At 43.5% G+C, this 16,973-nt stretch carries 20 protein-coding genes; 4 read left to right on the top strand and 16 right to left on the bottom strand.

What is annotated here, in order from left to right; all coding sequences use genetic code 11:
* Nucleotides 1–2: 2 nt before the first annotated feature.
* The 7 genes from ACMXYR_RS06930 to ylqF all read right to left on the bottom strand — a co-directional run bounded on the left by ACMXYR_RS06930 (nucleotide 3) and on the right by ylqF (nucleotide 4,964).
* On the bottom strand, nucleotides 3–647 hold the full coding sequence (locus ACMXYR_RS06930; RefSeq protein ID WP_415903441.1) for an energy transducer TonB: 645 nt from the start codon (nucleotides 645–647) through the stop codon (nucleotides 3–5).
* Nucleotides 647–1,057, bottom strand: a complete 411-nt coding sequence (locus ACMXYR_RS06925) for an ExbD/TolR family protein (protein ID WP_415903440.1) — start codon at nucleotides 1,055–1,057, stop codon at nucleotides 647–649. Before ACMXYR_RS06925 ends, ACMXYR_RS06930 begins: the two co-directional genes overlap by 1 nt.
* Nucleotides 1,054–1,572, bottom strand: a complete 519-nt coding sequence (locus ACMXYR_RS06920) for a MotA/TolQ/ExbB proton channel family protein (RefSeq protein WP_415884324.1) — start codon at nucleotides 1,570–1,572, stop codon at nucleotides 1,054–1,056. The genes ACMXYR_RS06925 and ACMXYR_RS06920 overlap by 4 nt, the downstream gene beginning before the upstream one ends.
* Entirely contained in the window at nucleotides 1,562–2,917 is a 1,356-nt protein-coding gene (locus tag ACMXYR_RS06915; RefSeq protein WP_415903439.1) for a MotA/TolQ/ExbB proton channel family protein, read from the bottom strand. The genes ACMXYR_RS06920 and ACMXYR_RS06915 overlap by 11 nt, the downstream gene beginning before the upstream one ends.
* Before the next feature lie 2 nt (nucleotides 2,918–2,919).
* A complete protein-coding gene (locus tag ACMXYR_RS06910; protein WP_415903438.1) occupies nucleotides 2,920–3,675 on the bottom strand; it encodes a DUF3450 domain-containing protein in 756 nt (251 codons plus the stop codon).
* A gap of 99 nt (nucleotides 3,676–3,774) precedes the next feature.
* A complete protein-coding gene (locus ACMXYR_RS06905) occupies nucleotides 3,775–4,038 on the bottom strand; it encodes a hypothetical protein (protein WP_415903437.1) in 264 nt (87 codons plus the stop codon).
* Complete coding sequence (ylqF, locus tag ACMXYR_RS06900; RefSeq protein ID WP_415903436.1) at nucleotides 4,038–4,964, bottom strand: ribosome biogenesis GTPase YlqF; 927 nt, start codon at nucleotides 4,962–4,964, stop codon at nucleotides 4,038–4,040. The genes ACMXYR_RS06905 and ylqF overlap by 1 nt, the downstream gene beginning before the upstream one ends.
* 204 nt (nucleotides 4,965–5,168) lie before the next feature.
* Here ylqF and ACMXYR_RS06895 point away from each other — a divergent pair, with 204 nt between their 5' ends.
* From ACMXYR_RS06895 to ACMXYR_RS06880, 4 genes are all read left to right on the top strand, one after another.
* Nucleotides 5,169–6,386 (top strand): EAL and HDOD domain-containing protein, encoded by a 1,218-nt coding sequence (locus tag ACMXYR_RS06895; protein ID WP_415903435.1) that lies wholly within the window; start codon nucleotides 5,169–5,171, stop codon nucleotides 6,384–6,386.
* A 194-nt stretch (nucleotides 6,387–6,580) separates the two neighbouring features.
* Nucleotides 6,581–7,204, top strand: coding sequence for a DUF2889 domain-containing protein (locus ACMXYR_RS06890; RefSeq protein ID WP_415903434.1), 624 nt, complete (start codon nucleotides 6,581–6,583; stop codon nucleotides 7,202–7,204).
* A 17-nt stretch (nucleotides 7,205–7,221) separates the two neighbouring features.
* Nucleotides 7,222–7,767, top strand: coding sequence for a hydrolase (locus tag ACMXYR_RS06885; protein ID WP_415903433.1), 546 nt, complete (start codon nucleotides 7,222–7,224; stop codon nucleotides 7,765–7,767).
* A gap of 161 nt (nucleotides 7,768–7,928) precedes the next feature.
* The gene (locus ACMXYR_RS06880; protein WP_415903432.1) at nucleotides 7,929–9,881 is read left to right on the top strand and encodes an acetoacetate--CoA ligase; all 1,953 of its coding nucleotides are present in this window, start codon (nucleotides 7,929–7,931) and stop codon (nucleotides 9,879–9,881) included.
* A gap of 31 nt (nucleotides 9,882–9,912) precedes the next feature.
* On the opposite strand, the gene ACMXYR_RS06875 is transcribed toward ACMXYR_RS06880, so the two are convergent.
* The 9 genes from ACMXYR_RS06875 to ACMXYR_RS06835 form a co-directional block, all read right to left on the bottom strand.
* Nucleotides 9,913–10,380, bottom strand: coding sequence for a DUF2846 domain-containing protein (locus tag ACMXYR_RS06875; RefSeq protein ID WP_415903431.1), 468 nt, complete (start codon nucleotides 10,378–10,380; stop codon nucleotides 9,913–9,915).
* 4 nt (nucleotides 10,381–10,384) lie between these two features.
* On the bottom strand, nucleotides 10,385–10,876 hold the full coding sequence (locus ACMXYR_RS06870) for a DUF1499 domain-containing protein (protein WP_415903430.1): 492 nt from the start codon (nucleotides 10,874–10,876) through the stop codon (nucleotides 10,385–10,387).
* Between the two features lie 93 nt (nucleotides 10,877–10,969).
* Entirely contained in the window at nucleotides 10,970–11,251 is a 282-nt protein-coding gene (locus ACMXYR_RS06865) for a peptidylprolyl isomerase (protein ID WP_415903429.1), read from the bottom strand.
* Between the two features lie 78 nt (nucleotides 11,252–11,329).
* Nucleotides 11,330–12,469: a hypothetical protein gene (locus ACMXYR_RS06860; protein ID WP_415903428.1), complete on the bottom strand. Its 1,140-nt coding sequence runs from the start codon at nucleotides 12,467–12,469 to the stop codon at nucleotides 11,330–11,332.
* 126 nt (nucleotides 12,470–12,595) lie between these two features.
* Complete coding sequence (gene bluB, locus ACMXYR_RS06855; RefSeq protein ID WP_415903427.1) at nucleotides 12,596–13,270, bottom strand: 5,6-dimethylbenzimidazole synthase; 675 nt, start codon at nucleotides 13,268–13,270, stop codon at nucleotides 12,596–12,598.
* Nucleotides 13,271–13,312: 42 nt separating this feature from the next.
* Complete coding sequence (locus ACMXYR_RS06850; protein WP_415903426.1) at nucleotides 13,313–13,873, bottom strand: CBU_0592 family membrane protein; 561 nt, start codon at nucleotides 13,871–13,873, stop codon at nucleotides 13,313–13,315.
* A complete protein-coding gene (locus tag ACMXYR_RS06845; RefSeq protein WP_415903425.1) occupies nucleotides 13,873–14,880 on the bottom strand; it encodes a substrate-binding periplasmic protein in 1,008 nt (335 codons plus the stop codon). Before ACMXYR_RS06845 ends, ACMXYR_RS06850 begins: the two co-directional genes overlap by 1 nt.
* The gene (locus ACMXYR_RS06840) at nucleotides 14,861–16,339 is read right to left on the bottom strand and encodes a hypothetical protein (RefSeq protein ID WP_415884308.1); all 1,479 of its coding nucleotides are present in this window, start codon (nucleotides 16,337–16,339) and stop codon (nucleotides 14,861–14,863) included. Before ACMXYR_RS06840 ends, ACMXYR_RS06845 begins: the two co-directional genes overlap by 20 nt.
* 72 nt (nucleotides 16,340–16,411) lie before the next feature.
* On the bottom strand, nucleotides 16,412–16,921 hold the full coding sequence (locus ACMXYR_RS06835) for a hypothetical protein (protein ID WP_415884307.1): 510 nt from the start codon (nucleotides 16,919–16,921) through the stop codon (nucleotides 16,412–16,414).
* Between the last annotated feature and the right edge of the window lie 52 nt (nucleotides 16,922–16,973).

The following is a 16,973-nucleotide window of genomic DNA, read 5'->3' as shown; positions in this document are numbered from 1 at the left end:
GATTACTTATCAAGTTTGAATTCTAAAACCTGACGCGCTTTAAACTTCACCGCTTGACCGTCTACGGTTTTGATTTTAAAACGCCAACGCTTAATCGCTTTAATAACCGCGCTATCAAAAGTGCCTTTAGGATTAGATTCAATAACTTTAATAGTGTCCGGTTTAACCGTGCCAGCTTCGGTTACCAAAAACTCCACTGTTACACTGCCTTCAACTTTACGACGCAATGCCCTACGCGGGTAACTAGGTGGCACTTGACTCACTGCTGTAGGGTTCGTGTCTAAAACCAACTCTGGCGTTGGTACAGCCAGGTTGTTAAGCGATGGTGAAAGCGCGACGCTAATACCAACATCAATGTTAGGAATATCAACGGCCGTCACAGGCGTACTAGTAATAGGTACAACCTGTTGTTGCACCTGTGGCATTTCGGGCTGAGTTTCTGGAACGATCTCTTCCGGCTCTGGCGGCAATTCACGGGAACGCGCCTCGATATCACTCTCTTGGCGAACCATTAAAAAGTCCAGATCAGGCGTTAAGACACTTTCAGGTTCTACCTGCTTGCCAATACCAGAAACCATCGCCAATGCATAAAACAGCAATATGGCTAATAACAGGCCTCCAGGGGCAACGACTAAAGCACGTAGCATTATTGCGAACCTGCTTGAGTTGCCACTGTGTAGTTGACATTAGCTAAGCGTAGCTGATCGATTACCTTAACCAGTTGACCGGTAGTCGCTTGTTGATCCGCCTGAATAACAACGTTGATTTCAGATTGTTCGCTTTTGAGGCGTTCAATCGCAGGACGCACCATACGAACATCCACTGGCTTACGATCGACCCAAATTTCATTGTTAGCAGAAATAGCAACCATAACCGCTGTTTTACTCTGACTATCACTGGTTTGTGCCGTAGGTCGATTAACATCGATGCCAGCCTCACGCACAAACGAAGTCGATACAATAAAGAAGATCAGCATGATGAACACCACATCTAGCATAGGTGTCATATTGATTTCGGCATCGTCCTGCTGCTGAGTTAAATTGACTCGCTGTCTCATGCTGCAGACTCCTCATGTAACACTCGGCGCAAGCGGTTTCTTTCCGCTTCCGACCATCTAGATAAACGGTTGTAAAAAAGTAAACCAGCTACAGCGACTGCCATCCCCGTCATTGTTGGGAATGTTGCACTAGCCACACCCGCGGCCATCATTCGAGGGTTACCCGTGCCATACAATGCAAGGCTATCAAACACCTGAATCATGCCAGTCACCGTGCCTAATAAACCGATCAACGGACATAAAGTTATTAGGTTTTTAATCATCTGAAATTGGCTTTTCAAAGCTAAATCCAGATCACAAACAGCACTCAATTTCTTAACTGGCGAGCTTTGACCTTGCAAATAATCTAACAACGAGGCTCTCTGCTTGGGATAAGCCCATACTCTATAGCTGATCCGTTCAAGGATAAGGGTGAACATAAGAAAGCTCACCCATAGAATCAAATAGAGTACCCAACCACCCGTTTGGAAGAACTGCCCTAAGGCAAACATCCAATCATGAAGACTAGGCCACATGAGTACTCTTCTCTTCTTTAGCAATTGATTCATCAGTTGCTAACAAACCTAAGCTTTTCTCTTGAAGCAACTGAGTGATGCGGCGGCTTCTACTCGTCAAATAGCTATGGCAGAACAGCAACGGTATAGCTACAACCAAACCTAAAACAGTTGTCATCAATGCTTGAGAGATACCACCCGCCATCAACTTAGGGTCACTTGTACCAAACAGAGTGATACTCTGGAAAGTCGCGATCATACCGATAACAGTACCTAAAAGACCTAAAAGTGGCGCAACAGCAGCTAAAAGCTTAACGATACTTTGGCCCTGCTCGATTTTTGGTACTTCTTTAAGAATCAGCTCATCCACTTTCATCTCTAGCTGATCTAAGCCTAGATTCGAACGACTAACTGCCTGCAGTACTCGCCCAAGCGGGTTGTTATCCATTAGCTGCGCTGGTTGAGCTAATTGCTTTCTGACCTGCAATTCAGTTTTGGTCATACGCAACATCTGCCAGAATGCCACCAGCAAACCAATCAAGCCCAAACCCATGATGAGGTAACCTACTTCACCGCCTTGATGCAGTCGCTCAATAAGCTTTGGCATACGATCCAACAGCGCAAATAGCTGACCACGACTTGGGTCGATCAAAACATCCGCATTAGTACCATTTTGATAATCAACGATATCTTTTTGCGCACCAGCGCTTGGTTGAGTCGTTAAAACCGACAGTTTTTGCTGCTGCAGATCCCAATGTAAGAATTGGCCATCACGAGTAGCTGCGGCAAAGGTACCTATACGCAAAACCTCTGTATCAGCAGTAACACCGTCCCGATTCACCACCGGCACAGTCACTTGCTTGATTTCACCGGTGGCAGTCATTTCGAGCTGCAGCTGATACCAAAGGCTTTGTAGGTCCTGAAGTTTTGGTACACGTTTAGAATCAGCAAATGAAAGTTGATCTAAACGACCAGGGTTGTCAGCGCTGGTCATTGAATCCATCAATACCGGCACGAGTTCAGATGCTGATTCTTTGGCGACACCGAATACTTCACCTAGTTGGCCAGAACGTTGCTGTAGTGCTGCTTCTAATTCAGCAAGCTGTTCATCATTCGCATCGAACTCAGCTTTTAAGCGCTCCTGCTCTGCTTCAGCAGCGGCTAAACGCGCCTTACTTTTCGCTAGAAGCATTTTTTGTTTACTTAAATCAGCATTGAATTCTGCTTCACGTTGGCGGTTGATCGCCGTATCGGTGCTACTAATCTGTTTTACTTCGCTAAGCAAACCTTTAAGCGGCACAGTTTCAGCGAAAACTGGTAGTGAGCTAAAACCAAGAACTACGGCTAAACCTAATTGTTTCAACATTATTATCGCTCCAGTTTAGGCAGTGGTAGGTTTAACAAACTTGGCACCTGCTGCTGCCGAGCGATTTGAATAGCCCTTGTAAGTTCTAGATTTTGGGAATCATCAAGTGCTTGCCAAGACTGAGTAGAAGGTTGCCATAGCGCACTCTCAGCACCATTTAGCGACTGGTAGTACAGTACAGCTCGTCCTAAACGCAGGAATGTAACCTGCTGACCATTATTTGAAGCTAATGCACCTTTATACGATTCGAATGTACGACCGTACTGCACTTCTACAGCATAGGCCTCAAGAATCTGACGGTACTTTTCTGCCACGCTCACATCAGCGCGAAGCAAGAGCGCCTCAAGTTTCTCTAAACGCTCTTTACGTTCTGATTGTAAAAAAGGTATATCTTGCGCCACAAATTTACCTAATGTTTCAACCATCTGGTTCAACATAGGTAAAACGGCCTTATCCGTTTCTTCAATAGAGGCGATTTGCGCTTCCAAATCTAAAACTTCTTTGTTCTGCGACTCAATCAGTAAAGCCACTTGCGCATTGTATGCCTCGGTCACATCCGACAGACGTTCATTGGTGAGATATTCATCAACTGCAACTTGAGTGCTCTGCTCAATATTATCGATGCGTTTTTGTGATTGTTGGCTTTGATTATGTGCCGCTACTGTTTTCTTAGTACCAACATCCAGGTCGTTAGCCGCGAAAACAGGAACGCCTGAAATAGCGACAGCCAAAAGAGAATATTTAAACAGAGATTTCATGACCAGCAACTTACAGCTAAATAAAAATGAGAATAATTATCCGTTAGATTAATAAAACAGACAACCCGCTTTACAATACTTACAACTAAAAAGAGAGCGCTATTCAGCACTCTCTTCTTTGGATTTATTTAGTTCACGAATTTTATCAGCCAGTCTAGTTTTACGTTCCGGTTGCTTCTGATCAGCAGAGCTTTCATCAGCTTGGCGTTGTTTTTCGTAGACCGATTGATTCTTTTTCTTATCCTGCTTAGCTTTGCGTCGTCTGCTATCGTAACTATCAGGATCAGCCAAACGCTCATTACGCGTTGGGCCTTCATTTGGAATAAAGCCTTTTGCTTTTCGGCTTTTCTTTAAACGTGCCATTACTTACTACCTTCTTTTTCCGCAGCCGCCTGTGCTTCTGCTTCTAATCGTTCTTGCTCTAATTTTTCCTGTTCAGCGATACGGCGTTTTTCTTCCCACTCTTGAACAGTTTCAAAACTTAATTTACCTAGTTTACCCGAACGTATTTCATTTAAGAGCAACGTTGAAGCTTTATTTCGATCAACAACACCACCTGGGCGCAAACACCCTCTTCGACGACCAATTTCGTCCAAAACCCCTTCCGCAAGTTCTGGCATCTCTTTAAATTTGAAACGCTCAACCAATCGATCAGGATAATCATCTCGCATAAAGCCTGCGGCAAAGATCGCCACGTCTTCATGTTCAATGGCTGTATCTTTGATTGCTCCACTTGCCGCTAATCGATAACCCGAATCTACGTCTTCAATTTTTGGCCACAAAATACCGGGCGTGTCTGACAGCGCCATACCATTACGCGTGGTAAAGCGAGTCTGACTTTTAGTAACAGCGGGTTCGTTCCCTACTTTGGCAATTTTCTTGCCTAACAAGGCATTAATTAAAGTAGATTTACCAACATTAGGTATCCCCATAATCATGGCACGTACTGGACGTCCTGATTCTGAGCGAGATGGTGCCATCTGCTTACAAATCTCAGCAATTCTATTGATCAGTTTTTTTTGAGAGTGATCAAGAGATATAGCTCGCGTATCAGGAAGACCATTAAAGTAATCAATCCATTCCTGAGTTCTTTTATCATCAGCCAAATCGCTCTTATTTAAGAGCTTTAATGCTGGTTTGCCTTTACGCAAAGTGTTAACCAATGGGTTTTCGCTAGATTGAGGCAAGCGCGCGTCAAGCACTTCAATAATTACATCCACCTCATCCATGACTTTGGCGATCTCTTTCCGGGCTTTATGCATGTGCCCTGGAAACCAATTAATACTCATTGGTATGTCCCGAATCTGTAAAAGTACACTATTATACTGCATGGAGAACGTGAATGTTGAACTGCGACCATTGGTAGCAAGTTACATTTCCTTTCTGACCTAAAATAAGCGCAATATTACAATGAAATACTAGCCTCGCAGTTTATAGGTGATACACTTGAGGCATTTCGCTTTATCTTATTTGCACAAGGACCCAGCACCTTTATGGAACCGTCAGAAAACTCTCAAGTGCTTATGGCACGTCAGCCTATCTTTGATCGAAATCAGAAGGTGGTTGCCTACGAGCTTTTGTACAGAACGGAAGACGCCCAAGGACATGCGCTATTTTCAAATAGCGAAGCTACCAGTGAAGTACTATTGAATGCATACACCAGCATTTCTGACTCTGGTGAGCTAAAGCGCGTACCAGCTTTTATAAACCTAACTAGAGACATACTGGTAGAACAGAAACTTCCTGAGGTTTCCAAGAAACATATTGTTCTTGAGATCTTAGAAGATATCGAGCCAGATGGAGAGGTCATAGAAGCTGTAAGACAACTTCATAGTGAAGGCTACCGCATCGCTATGGATGATTTTGTTTACGATCCGAAATTTGATGCGCTTCTAGAACTTAGCCAAATCGTCAAAGTTGACGTTTTTGAATTGAGTACTGAGCAAATTAAAGAACAGGTTAAACAATTACGTCGCCACAAAGTGACATTATTGGCAGAAAAAATTGAAACCCACGAACAACTAGAAACCTGTATTGAACTAGGCTTCAAACTATTCCAAGGTCATTTTTTAAGTAAGCCTAAAGTCATTAAAGGCAAGAAGATTCAAGGCAGCCAAGTTGCTTTAATGCAGCTAATCCAAGAATTACAAAGCTCTAAAGCGACTCCAGAAAAGCTTGAAGAACTGATTATCCGAGATCCTGCCTTAACCTATAAACTACTTCGTATTGTTAACTCCGCAGGTTATAGCCTCGTTAGGCAGGTTGAATCTGTTGCCGAAGCTATCGTGCTACTAGGCTTAGAACAAGTAAAAAAATGGGCTACTTTGATTGCTATGTCATCCAATCAAGACAAGCCAGAAGAGCTTTCTCGAAGCTTACTAGTTCGTGGTCGCATGTGCGAAGAGATAGCCCAGGCTCAGAAGAAGAGCAACTATGGCAGCTACTTTATGGCTGGCATGATGTCTGGTCTACATGCCCTTTTAGATATCGAGCGTGAAACTATGCTGGAACAAGTTCCACTGGGTGATGATATCAAAAATGCGGTTAGCCTAGGCCAAGGAGAGATAGGCCAAATCCTAAGAAATGTAGTGAACTATGAAAACGGCGATTGGGATCTTTTACCAATGGATCTAGATGGCACCCTCTACGATCAAGCTTACCGTGCCAGCCTTGAATGGACGCAAGAATCCATGCAGGCAATGTACGAATAGCCACCTACCTTCCTAACTATTTCAGGGCAGCATTGACTGCCCTGAATTATTTTTACCTTAAACAAACCTATCTTTCGTCTAAAAAGAGCTAATTCATAAGATTTTTTAGGATTATTTACTGTGCTGATAGTGTTTTCACATTAGAATAGCCGCATTTAAAGTACCGCCCTTTTATATCATATAAAGCAGTAATTATGCCTTTACCAGCACCCGTTAATCGTACGCTTAAACACACCCGTAAAGTCGTTTGCGAAGGCTACAAAAGAGAAGATGGCTTATGGGATATTGAAGCTCATCTTGTCGATACTAAAACCTTCGATATGGATCACTACGGTCATGATGGCACTTTGGTTGCCGGCAAGCCATTGCACGGTATGGCGGTACGAATCACTGTTGATATGGATCTTAATATCTTAGATGCTGTAGCGTGCATGGATGACACACCATTCGAAAGCTGCAAGTCCATTTCTGATGCCTATACCCAGTTGATTGGGCTACAAATCATGCCTGGGTTTACCAAACAAACTAAAGAGCTATTCAGTGGTCGCAAAGGCTGCACTCACTTGCTTGAATTGTTAGGCCCTTTAGCAACGGCTGCTTTCCAATCGACCCATCAAGAACGTGAACAGATAGAGAATTTCTGGCAGGACGGCACCAAAAAGCCACCGATGCTCGATACCTGCCATACGCTCGCGACTAATGGCGCCATTGTGAAAGAGATCTGGCCTCATTATTATGAGGAAGATCAGCTGGATACTTTGATTCCAGCAACTAACCTCGAACACGTACAATGCTGCAATGAGCTAGAACCAGCATAAAAATAAGGCTATTTCGCATGCTAATACACCCGAATAAATCTTGTCTGCTGATCATCGATATTCAAGATAAACTGGTACCCGCAATCCATAAAAAAGAAGAACTGATTGAAAATACAATCTGGTTAACAGCGATTGCAAACAAGCTAAATGTACCCATTTTAACAAGCGAGCAATACCCTAAAGGCCTGGGCCATACGATTCCGGAATTAGCTGAGTTAATCCCAGCAGAAGGCATTATGGAAAAAGAGTTTTTCTCATGCATGTCGGAACCTGAGTGTAACGAAAAGATCAATTCCATCCGCCCAAACCAAGTTATTATTGCAGGCATGGAAGCACACGTTTGCGTTCTACAAACTGCGCTTCAGCTAAAACAGCAAGCACGAGAAGTCTATGTAGTTGCTGACTGTGTGTCGTCGCGCAACCCTGAAGATAAAGCAGTCGCGCTCGATCGTATGCGCCACGCAGGCATACACGTTGTTAGCCGTGAAATGGTTGCCTTTGAGTGGATGCAAAAGTCAGGAACTGATGAATTCCGCGATATCAGTAAAAACTTCCTGCGCTAATATTCAGCCCTGTCATCTTTAGATGGCAGGGCTCACTCTCCCTATAGCTCTCCACCATCTCCCCAAAAAACCAGCTGAAAATATTTAAGGCCCTGCCATATACAGGTAAACCCTTATTGTCTATTCTGTCCTATAGACATAGTTTCATTTAGGAATTGTATATGACACAGCCGTTGTGGAGCCCGAGCCAAGCACAAATCGAACAATCTCAGCTCAATCAATTTATGCAAAACATAAACAAAAGCTGTTCGATAAAGTTGGATAGCTACTCAGAGCTTCACCGCTGGTCTATAGAATATCCCGAAAGCTTCTGGCTCAACATTTGGGAACAGTGCAATGTCATAGGTAGCACGGGGAACGCCCCTTACCTATTAAATGCAGACCTAATGCCGGGTGCAAAATGGTTCCCAGAAGCCCAATTAAACTTCGCAGAGAATCTCTTAAAGTTTCGGGACCAAAACACCGCAATCATTAATTACAACGAAGCAGGTAAACGCTCTGAGATCAGCTATCAAGAGCTTTACAACCAAGTTGCTCAATACGCTGCGGGGCTTAAAAATTCAGGTATTACCAAGGGAGATGTGGTCGCAGGCTTCATGCCTAATATCACTGAAACGGTTATAGCAATGCTAGCTACGACATCGCTCGGTGCCATTTGGACTTCATGCTCCCCAGACTTTGGCGTACAAGGGGTGATCGATCGCTTCGGCCAAGTAAAACCTAAAGTGATATTTACGACCCAGTCCTACCTATACAACGGCAAACACATTGACTGTTTAGATAAAATCTCAGGTATCGCCTCGCGATTAAGTGAAAACACGGCATTCGTCTTTGTGCCTTATCTCGATGAGCCAACACCTGAATTTAGCCACTTTAAAAACGCATCACTACTGAGCGACTTTATCGATAGTAACGCATCCGAAGTCAATTTCACTCCGGTTGAGTTCTCTGCTCCCCTTTACGTTATGTACTCATCTGGTACGACAGGTACACCTAAATGTATTGTCCATAGTGTTGGTGGAACGCTCCTTCAGCACCTCAAAGAGCACAAACTGCACACGGATATAAGCCGGGATGATAATCTATTCTACTTCACAACCTGCGGCTGGATGATGTGGAATTGGCTTGTAAGTGGTCTGGCCTGTGGCTGTAATATCACATTGTATGACGGTTCACCGTTTGCCCCCTCTCCCTCTGTTTTGTGGGATATGGCAGATAAAGAAAAGGTGTCTGTATTTGGCACTAGCGCTAAATATATTGCTGCCCTAGAGAAGGCTGATATCTCGCCAAAAGAGGAGTTCGAGCTTTCTAAATTACGCGCGATACTATCGACAGGCTCACCACTAGCGCACGAAAGTTTTGATTATGTTTATCGGGAAGTAAAAACTGATCTTTTGCTAGCTTCGATCTCTGGCGGAACCGATATCATCTCTTGCTTTGCTCTTAGCTGCCCAATACTCCCAGTCTATAAGGGAGAGTTGCAATGCTTAGGCCTTGGCATGGATGTCGCTATCTTTGATGAGAGTGGTATGGAGGTTACCCAGAAAAAAGGTGAACTAGTCTGCAAATCCCCCTTCCCATCGATGCCTATCTACTTTTGGGACGATGCCGATGGTGCAAAATACCAAAATGCCTATTTCAACCAATTTAAGAACCGCTGGGCCCATGGTGATTATGGAGAGTTAACCGAACATGGCGGCATGATTATTCATGGACGGTCGGATGCAGTACTCAATCCAGGCGGGGTAAGAATTGGTACAGCCGAGATTTACCGTCAAGTTGAACGAGTTAATGGGGTGATTGAGTCTTTATGCGTAGGTCAACCCTGGGAAAACGATACACGCGTGGTCCTCTTTGTGGTTCTATCCGAGGGAACTCAGCTTGACGATAGTCTACGCAATACAATTAAGCAGACAATCCGCCAACACACCACGCCAAGGCATGTACCGGCCAAGATAATCCAAGTACCTGAAATCCCTAGAACCATCAGCGGAAAGATTGTTGAGCTTGCTGTCAGAAAGGTAATTTTAGGGGAAACAGTAACCAATAAAGATGCGCTAGCTAATCCCGATGCACTGGATTACTTCGCTAACTTACCGGAGCTAGCCAACTAGCTCCGGCAGTTTAATCTTTTACGGTAATGCTTTATTGCGGGTTGAGTTTATTTATTTCATAGATCGCATCATCATGCTTCAGAGGGGTCAGAAATAGCTGGTACTTAGTTTTTTCTAGCAAACCCATCGTATTAGGGTCGTATCTCACCTGAAACTTAAGGTACTTCTGCTCGGTATGATGAACTGAGAATTTTCGTTTCAAATCTCGCTCTTCCCATTTCGCTTTATCTGTTAGCCCGGTGAATAGAATTTCGTGCATACCCGGCTTAAGCTCTACAACAATGTACTTCTCTAGTTTCAATACCCCAAGACTTTTACCATCGATAAATACTTCCGGGTACTTCCAACCCAGCGGCTGCTTACCTGGATTGGGCGCTTCAGGTCGATAGATATAAACAACTGCATTGTTCTCTACTTCGGGTTTAACATAGCTAAAGCCATAGTTTGTACCGCAGCCACTGAGCACGATTGCCATAATAACGAGCAATACCTTATGCATCTGCTTACTCCTTGATCTTCGTTATCTCTATTTCCAATTGAGAGGTAATTGATCGAACACGAGCTTTGTTTACACCAAAATCAGAATAGCCTTCTCTGGATGCCGATCGAAAGTGCACAAGACGCTCGTCCATATCGATTCGAACCTCAAAGTCGTCTACAAACCCAAGTATACGACTCCTAAACTCAGCAGCGATATATCGGTTTTCCTTAATAATGCTCTTAACCACACCACCAGAACTTTCAATAACCTTAACTAGAACAGATATTGCAACTTCAGAATCCTTAACAGATATGGGCAATACCAAAGGCTCTGTGTAATAAGCTTTATCTGGAAATTCAGTACATACACAATTAGGTTTGCTAGTACATTTAGTTAAACGGCTATCAACAATTCCTGCCGGCTCACCTGTTCTTGACTTAAAAGCCTTAAATGCAAATAAGATGAGAACGGCAACGATTAAGAGCGAGATTACAGTAACTATCACTTTCAGCATAAAACCAGCATCCAAGGATTAAATACATAGATACAAAAAAGTGCCGCTTAACGGCACTTTTAAGAAGTTCAAGTTACAAGCGAAAAACTGCAATTAGTCTTCGCGGCTTGTCACTTCTAGTAGGTGGTAACCAAACTGAGTTTTGATTGGGCCTTGAACAACACCTACTTCACCGGTGAAAACTGCTGTATCGAATTCTGGAACCATCTGGCCACGGCCAAAAGAACCTAAATCGCCGCCTTGAGCACCGGATGGGCAAGTTGAATTTTCTTGTGCAGCTTTAGCGAAGTCCAAACCACCTTCAATTTCTACTTTCAGTTCGTTACAACGTGCTTCTGAATCTACAAGGATATGTCGAGCTGTAGCGCGTGCCATTTATGTTCTCCTAAATCTATCAATAAATTTGGTGCAGAAATTACCAAGCACCTAACAATATCGCAACACTAACCCGCTCTAATGTTGAGATCCACTAGAATCGAGCATTCCAGCGATAATTTTCCTATCGGAGAAACCATAACTGACTCTTGTCATAGCTAACACTTGTGCGTCTGGAGGCGAAGGTTCTAAATAACCATTTTGATAACACCAACCCACGTAGATGGCAGCCCTGGCGACCTGACCATAAATCAAACTTTCGTTAAAGTAATTACAGGCATCTACAAAGTTATTTTTAGCTAAATGGATCTGCCCCATAGGAAAACTTGCAAACGTATCACCCTGCTCCCTTCTTTGCGCATAGGTATCAACCACCTTTTTGGAAAAGTAGTTACTGATGTTGTCATAAAGCTGATTACAGAAATGCTGTTTAGATGCTTCTGTTGCATCTTCACACAATATAGGTAAGTGACCCGCAACGCCTGATAACATTCTAGGATAGTAATCATCCCGTTTTAGAGCCGCCCAGCGATCTTGTTCAAAGATATATCCAATAGAGATCAAACGCCCTAACGTATCATCCGCCGCAAAGTGCAGTGCTTTCACGTTTGCCGCCCAATCATCGGCTAGACGCTCATTATCCTCTCTTACATATTGCGATGCGCGATATCCGTAAAAAGCATGTTCAGCATGATGACCCATCTCGTGTAGCAACACATCGACAATCACACTTTCCAATAGACGCTCGTGCTCTGCTTGAATCTGCTTCCTTTGTTCCACAGAGGCGCTTAGCCAATCAGCAGGCGATTGTGGTAGAGGACCAACAAAGGATGGGTGATGACGCCAGAAGTAATCACTAAAATATTGTTCGACTAACTCAGGCCTATTCAAAGATTGAGACAGCAAATAAGCTTCAATGTAAGCAGACAGACCTTTTAGAAATCGGTCATTGATAATAATTAAAGGGGGCGTGTCATCGATAGCCAACGCCATACCCGCAGCACGAATATTTTCAACTACGGAAATTTCAACCGGGGCTAAAAGTTTCTGATCTTTATCCGGTAACTGCTGAAAAACAGGCACTATTTTGGCCTGTACAATCCGCTCTATCAACGGAGAAAACTGTGCGCTCGTACTCCTCACCTCAAGCGCGCTAACTGGCGGTATAAATAAGGTAAGTAAAGTGACAACGACAGTAAAATTGAGGACGAAACGCATATCGAACCTCCCTGCGGTCAACCTATAAACCGTTTAAATATGTATCTATTTAAACGGCGATATAATCAATATAGATCATTTTTCAAACAGCAAGGTTCACTTTCTTTAACACCGGCTCAGCTGAATCTAAGTTTTATTTCCCCAGCTATCAGTAAATATCATATCCTCCAATTGGCTGCGTTTTTCCCACTGAGCCAATTCAAGCTCCGGTTTTTTCAGAAACTCTGAGACATACCCTACACACAAATAAGCGACAGGAACCACACCCTCTGGGAGCTCAAGCAAATTAGCCAATACATCCCTATCTATAATAGAAACCCAGCCTACACCTACATTTTCCGCTCTAGCAGCAAGCCAAAAGTTTTGTACCGCACAAACCGTACTATACAAGTCCATTTCAACCTGATGGGTCTTGCCAAGCACAACGGGACCACCCCGCTTACGATCACAAGTGATACAAACATTCAAAGGTGAATCAAGTATTCCCTGCAGCTTTAATGCTTGATATTGAACCTGTCGCTCGCCACTAAACATTTCTGCAGCTTCATCATTAGCTTTTTGAAAAGCATCAAAAACTTGCTGACGCTTAGCCTCATCACGAATCAGAATAAAGTTCCAAGGCTGTGATAAACCGACTGATGGGGCATGGTGTGCAGCATGTAGAATATTAGTCAGCACATCTTCAGGTATAGAATTCGGTAAAAACTGACCTCGTACATCCCTGCGGCCGTATAACACTTGGTAAAAGTGCTCTCGCGCTAGTTCATCAATATCTAATTGAGGTGTATTTGGTTCGGACATGTTTTACCCATATAAAAAAGAAAGCTGCCAACAGCTGAGAAATTATGGAGACAGCACATAACCTTCTCGACCCTTATACCAGCCCCACAATGAGACTGAGGCCCAAACGATTTGTAACACTAATACCGGCCAATTTGCATCGGTATAAAGCTGAGGCAGCAACATAACTGCCGCATAAGTATTTACCAGATAGTAGGACTGCTGACTTAACCGCCCTGCAGAAAATCGCCAATAACCTAAGCAATAGGCTATCGAAGAACTCCAAGCCAAGATAGCCATTCCTTGCTGAGCATACGCAAACAGCAAGCCGCCAGCACCTGCTAAAAACATAACGCCCAGCAGCCCATATAATTGGGTATTACTAAAAGGCAATCGCGGCAATACATAGTTTTTCATGGCAGCAAAACTAACCAACGCCCAAAACACATTAATCACGACCGCCTGCCAAGACGCTATCAGGTATGAGGATGTAGCAACCAAAATCGCGGCAATTAAATTGGCCAGATAGTAATAATAAGAGGCTTTATTTTTAAGTAAGGAAAGCCAAGCATGAGCCAACAGATAAAGTATTGTCCCAAGCCAACCTAGTGTGACTGAGACCACTACTCTACCTCTAGATGCATGTTTCTTACGAAAAGTGATCGACCAGCATGTGGTCCATCGACCACCTTCACCTGAGAATACTTCATCATGCCATCAAACACTTTTTCAGTGGCATGCGGCTTTAAAACAACATCATGCCAAGCTAATACAGTCGCCCTACTACCCTGAGGAATAACAAAGAACTGCTTATCCCCTTGAGTATTCATCTCATACCCAGTAATTAAAGGAAAGCCTTCCGCGGGTACAAGCCGAACATAACCACTACCTTGAACATCTACATTAGAGGTAAGCAGCTGTTCAATCATACCTTTCGACTTTAAACGCGCTAACGCCGCATTAAATCGCTGAATAAATTCCCGACCTTCATCATTGCCACTAGCTACTAGATGAACACTGTCTGTACCGCGATGATTTTCGAGCAACTTAAACTCATGTAACAGATGAGGAAAGTGCTTATGTAACATCACTTGCGCAACCTCAATGCTGGCTGGTAATAGATCAATTTCACCCTTGGATAATGCCGTTAAAGCCTGAAGATCACTGTTATAGACCTTAGCGCTTTTCAGTAAAGGTTCAATTTCAGCACCATAGCTATAACCAGCGACTTTACCTACCTTCTGTTGGTTAAAATCGATGGTTTTGCCTGCATATTGCTGCCATTTAGAGTTATAAAAAAGGCCATTCTCTACAGACATCAGCGGATCAGAAAACAACACTTCTTGCGCACGCTGATCTGTTTTGAAATAGGGATAACTTAGTAAAACCTGCTGATTTTTTACCAACTTATAGCTGAAGTAATAATCCAGACTAGCTCGTTCAGCCTCCAACCCCATCTCCCAAAAGGCGAGCTGTACCACTCGGGAAACAACACCTTTCTCCTCGTCCTCACCATTAACAAACGGCTTCCAATCAGAGGTATAAACAGGTTGCGCTTGAAAAGGGCTAGCTACAGCCACATTCAAGATCAAGGCGATGATAGCAAAAGATTTAACGACGTTTCGCAACATAGTACACAACAAATAAAAGAATGATTGAGACAACACTACTCAGTAGAAGCAGGTCAGTTTCCATATTAGCCACACCACTCAAGAAACTAGAGGGCTGTTCATCTCTATAACCTAGCGCCGCATTTGATGTATAAGTACGGCTGTATTCAGAGATTGTAATCGCAAGGTCGAAGAGACTGATAAAACCGATCGCAACAAGAATTAGATCGGTGTAGAAGCTGCTTTTTTCCGAACGGGTTGCATGTATATCCTTAATTTTACTAGAGCAGACCTCAATCAGGCGCTCAGAGTTCTGAACCATCTGTTCATAATCCCAACCAGCCAGAATATTCTCGAGCAGTAACTTTTTGTCTCGGGTGAGATATTGGCAGTTCTCATGATAATCACTGATATGCATACGAGTCGTCGCACGCACCCCCGCCAATATATCTTCGGCGACATGGGTATTACTCTCTAAATAGGTATCCGAGATCGCCATATAAAGATTGGAATTACAGGCATGCTGTACTGCATAAAAGTACTGAGCTAATCCCATAGCCTCTAACTTATAGTCTGACTTGTGACGCAGAGGCTTGTTCTTTTCATCGATCTCATCAACTAATACATAGTTAAGCCACACTAAGGAATCCATTCTATTCTGCTCAAGAATCTCTTTAGCGTGTTCTGGATGCGGTGTTTCAGCTAACCAGTTTTCAATAAGCGACTCATTTCCTTCCCTTTCAGAACGATCTAAACGCAGTAAGCGAGAACTCCATGGCTGATCGACATTAGAACCATCGGTTTCTTTAATATCGTTAAAGCCAGAGAAATCGCCCAAAGCTTCCAGATAGCTAACCTGAATCGTTTTAGGCAGATCACGAAGCGCTGGGTAAAGCTCGTCGCGATAGTATTTTGAAATCAGATAGGTTGATTGGGCTTGGGCAAATAGCTCTAGCGTCAGTTCAGTATCTTCATCGAGGAGTTGATAGATCTCTGGAAGCAAAACATGTTCACCTGGCTGGTGAGGCGCTTCTTGAATTAAGCCACACAAAGCAGCGATTCGATCCTGATAGTTAGACACTGCCGAAGGAAGGCTGCTTTCAACACTCAAGGATTGAGCGATATCTTCGAGTGTAGCAATGACATAATCCATATCCATAGTCACGGTCACCACAGACAAGGTATTGCTATAAACCTTCGCTTCAAGACTAAGCTGATCAGTAATTTCTTTAGTGTGAGTGAATAAACACAGAGTGTCTCGATCGTCAGAGCCAGTATTGGTGTAGGCCTTGCCCTGATTTTGATGCTGTACAGCAATGCGGTTTGATAGATCGCCTGATTCATCAAGTTGCTTTACCAATTGCTTTTGTAACACACCATCTAACTGCGAAAGAAATTGGCTATATTCCGCACTTCTTTCATTCACTCCCTGACGCAGATTCAAATGACTGCGGATTGGGGTCATGGTCACTAACTGCATTACTTACCCTTAATCTTTTAGATACTGAGCATTCTAAAATCAACGAGTTAGGAATAGAAGCGTGTTTGTACTTTAAGCGATCACCGCACGGTAAAGCTGAAGGCCAAATAGCATGATTAAACAGATTAACGCAGCCCATAAGGCGCGGAGAAAGCGGTTACGTTTTAAATTACGCAGACCCGAGACTTTTAATAATTCATAAGTCAGCTCAACTCGCAGATCAGAACTTTCCAGCGCTTTAAGGTAATGCCCTGTCGATTCTGAATGCTCACTATCAGTGAAAAAGAGTTTCAAAACTTTACTGTGCTCAGCCCCCACTTTGGGTGCCGTATTGCGTGTAGGATATAAAACCGCACCAAATAAAATGATCGGCCCAATGACTAACCCCCAAGAGAGGATGATCGCCAATATGCTGGAGATATAATCATCCCTTTGCGGCAACGTAGAACCGATTGTATGGATTAAACCTGCTGTAAAAATGTAACCCACACCAACAATCTGCGCTTTAGTATCAAAGCTGCGCACGTGCTCTTCTGCAGATTTCAGTGCTGTATAAAGGAACTCTAGGGACTGCTTTTCCATCAGTTTTTCGCCTTACCAAGAATAGTAAGCAGATTAGATGGAAATGCAGAAA

It is taken from the genome of Neptuniibacter sp. QD29_5, from assembly GCF_047778125.1.
Taxonomy (GTDB): domain Bacteria; phylum Pseudomonadota; class Gammaproteobacteria; order Pseudomonadales; family Balneatricaceae; genus Neptuniibacter.
This window is presented reverse-complemented; position numbering and strand designations above follow the sequence as displayed.

Bases quoted from the DNA above. Each gene is read 5' to 3' on its own strand.
- ACMXYR_RS06930 (WP_415903441.1), bottom strand. From the start codon at position 647: ATGCTACGTGCTTTAGTCGTTGCCCCTGGAGGCCTGTTATTAGCCATA.
- ACMXYR_RS06925 (WP_415903440.1), bottom strand. From the start codon at position 1,057: ATGAGACAGCGAGTCAATTTAACTCAGCAGCAGGACGATGCCGAAATC.
- ACMXYR_RS06920 (WP_415884324.1), bottom strand. From the start codon at position 1,572: ATGTGGCCTAGTCTTCATGATTGGATGTTTGCCTTAGGGCAGTTCTTC.
- ACMXYR_RS06915 (WP_415903439.1), bottom strand. From the start codon at position 2,917: ATGTTGAAACAATTAGGTTTAGCCGTAGTTCTTGGTTTTAGCTCACTA.
- ACMXYR_RS06910 (WP_415903438.1), bottom strand. From the start codon at position 3,675: ATGAAATCTCTGTTTAAATATTCTCTTTTGGCTGTCGCTATTTCAGGC.
- ACMXYR_RS06905 (WP_415903437.1), bottom strand. From the start codon at position 4,038: ATGGCACGTTTAAAGAAAAGCCGAAAAGCAAAAGGCTTTATTCCAAAT.
- ylqF (WP_415903436.1), bottom strand. From the start codon at position 4,964: ATGAGTATTAATTGGTTTCCAGGGCACATGCATAAAGCCCGGAAAGAG.
- ACMXYR_RS06895 (WP_415903435.1), top strand. From the start codon at position 5,169: ATGGAACCGTCAGAAAACTCTCAAGTGCTTATGGCACGTCAGCCTATC.
- ACMXYR_RS06890 (WP_415903434.1), top strand. From the start codon at position 6,581: ATGCCTTTACCAGCACCCGTTAATCGTACGCTTAAACACACCCGTAAA.
- ACMXYR_RS06885 (WP_415903433.1), top strand. From the start codon at position 7,222: ATGCTAATACACCCGAATAAATCTTGTCTGCTGATCATCGATATTCAA.
- ACMXYR_RS06880 (WP_415903432.1), top strand. From the start codon at position 7,929: ATGACACAGCCGTTGTGGAGCCCGAGCCAAGCACAAATCGAACAATCT.
- ACMXYR_RS06875 (WP_415903431.1), bottom strand. From the start codon at position 10,380: ATGCATAAGGTATTGCTCGTTATTATGGCAATCGTGCTCAGTGGCTGC.
- ACMXYR_RS06870 (WP_415903430.1), bottom strand. From the start codon at position 10,876: ATGCTGAAAGTGATAGTTACTGTAATCTCGCTCTTAATCGTTGCCGTT.
- ACMXYR_RS06865 (WP_415903429.1), bottom strand. From the start codon at position 11,251: ATGGCACGCGCTACAGCTCGACATATCCTTGTAGATTCAGAAGCACGT.
- ACMXYR_RS06860 (WP_415903428.1), bottom strand. From the start codon at position 12,469: ATGCGTTTCGTCCTCAATTTTACTGTCGTTGTCACTTTACTTACCTTA.
- bluB (WP_415903427.1), bottom strand. From the start codon at position 13,270: ATGTCCGAACCAAATACACCTCAATTAGATATTGATGAACTAGCGCGA.
- ACMXYR_RS06845 (WP_415903425.1), bottom strand. From the start codon at position 14,880: ATGTTGCGAAACGTCGTTAAATCTTTTGCTATCATCGCCTTGATCTTG.
- ACMXYR_RS06840 (WP_415884308.1), bottom strand. From the start codon at position 16,339: ATGCAGTTAGTGACCATGACCCCAATCCGCAGTCATTTGAATCTGCGT.
- ACMXYR_RS06835 (WP_415884307.1), bottom strand. From the start codon at position 16,921: ATGGAAAAGCAGTCCCTAGAGTTCCTTTATACAGCACTGAAATCTGCA.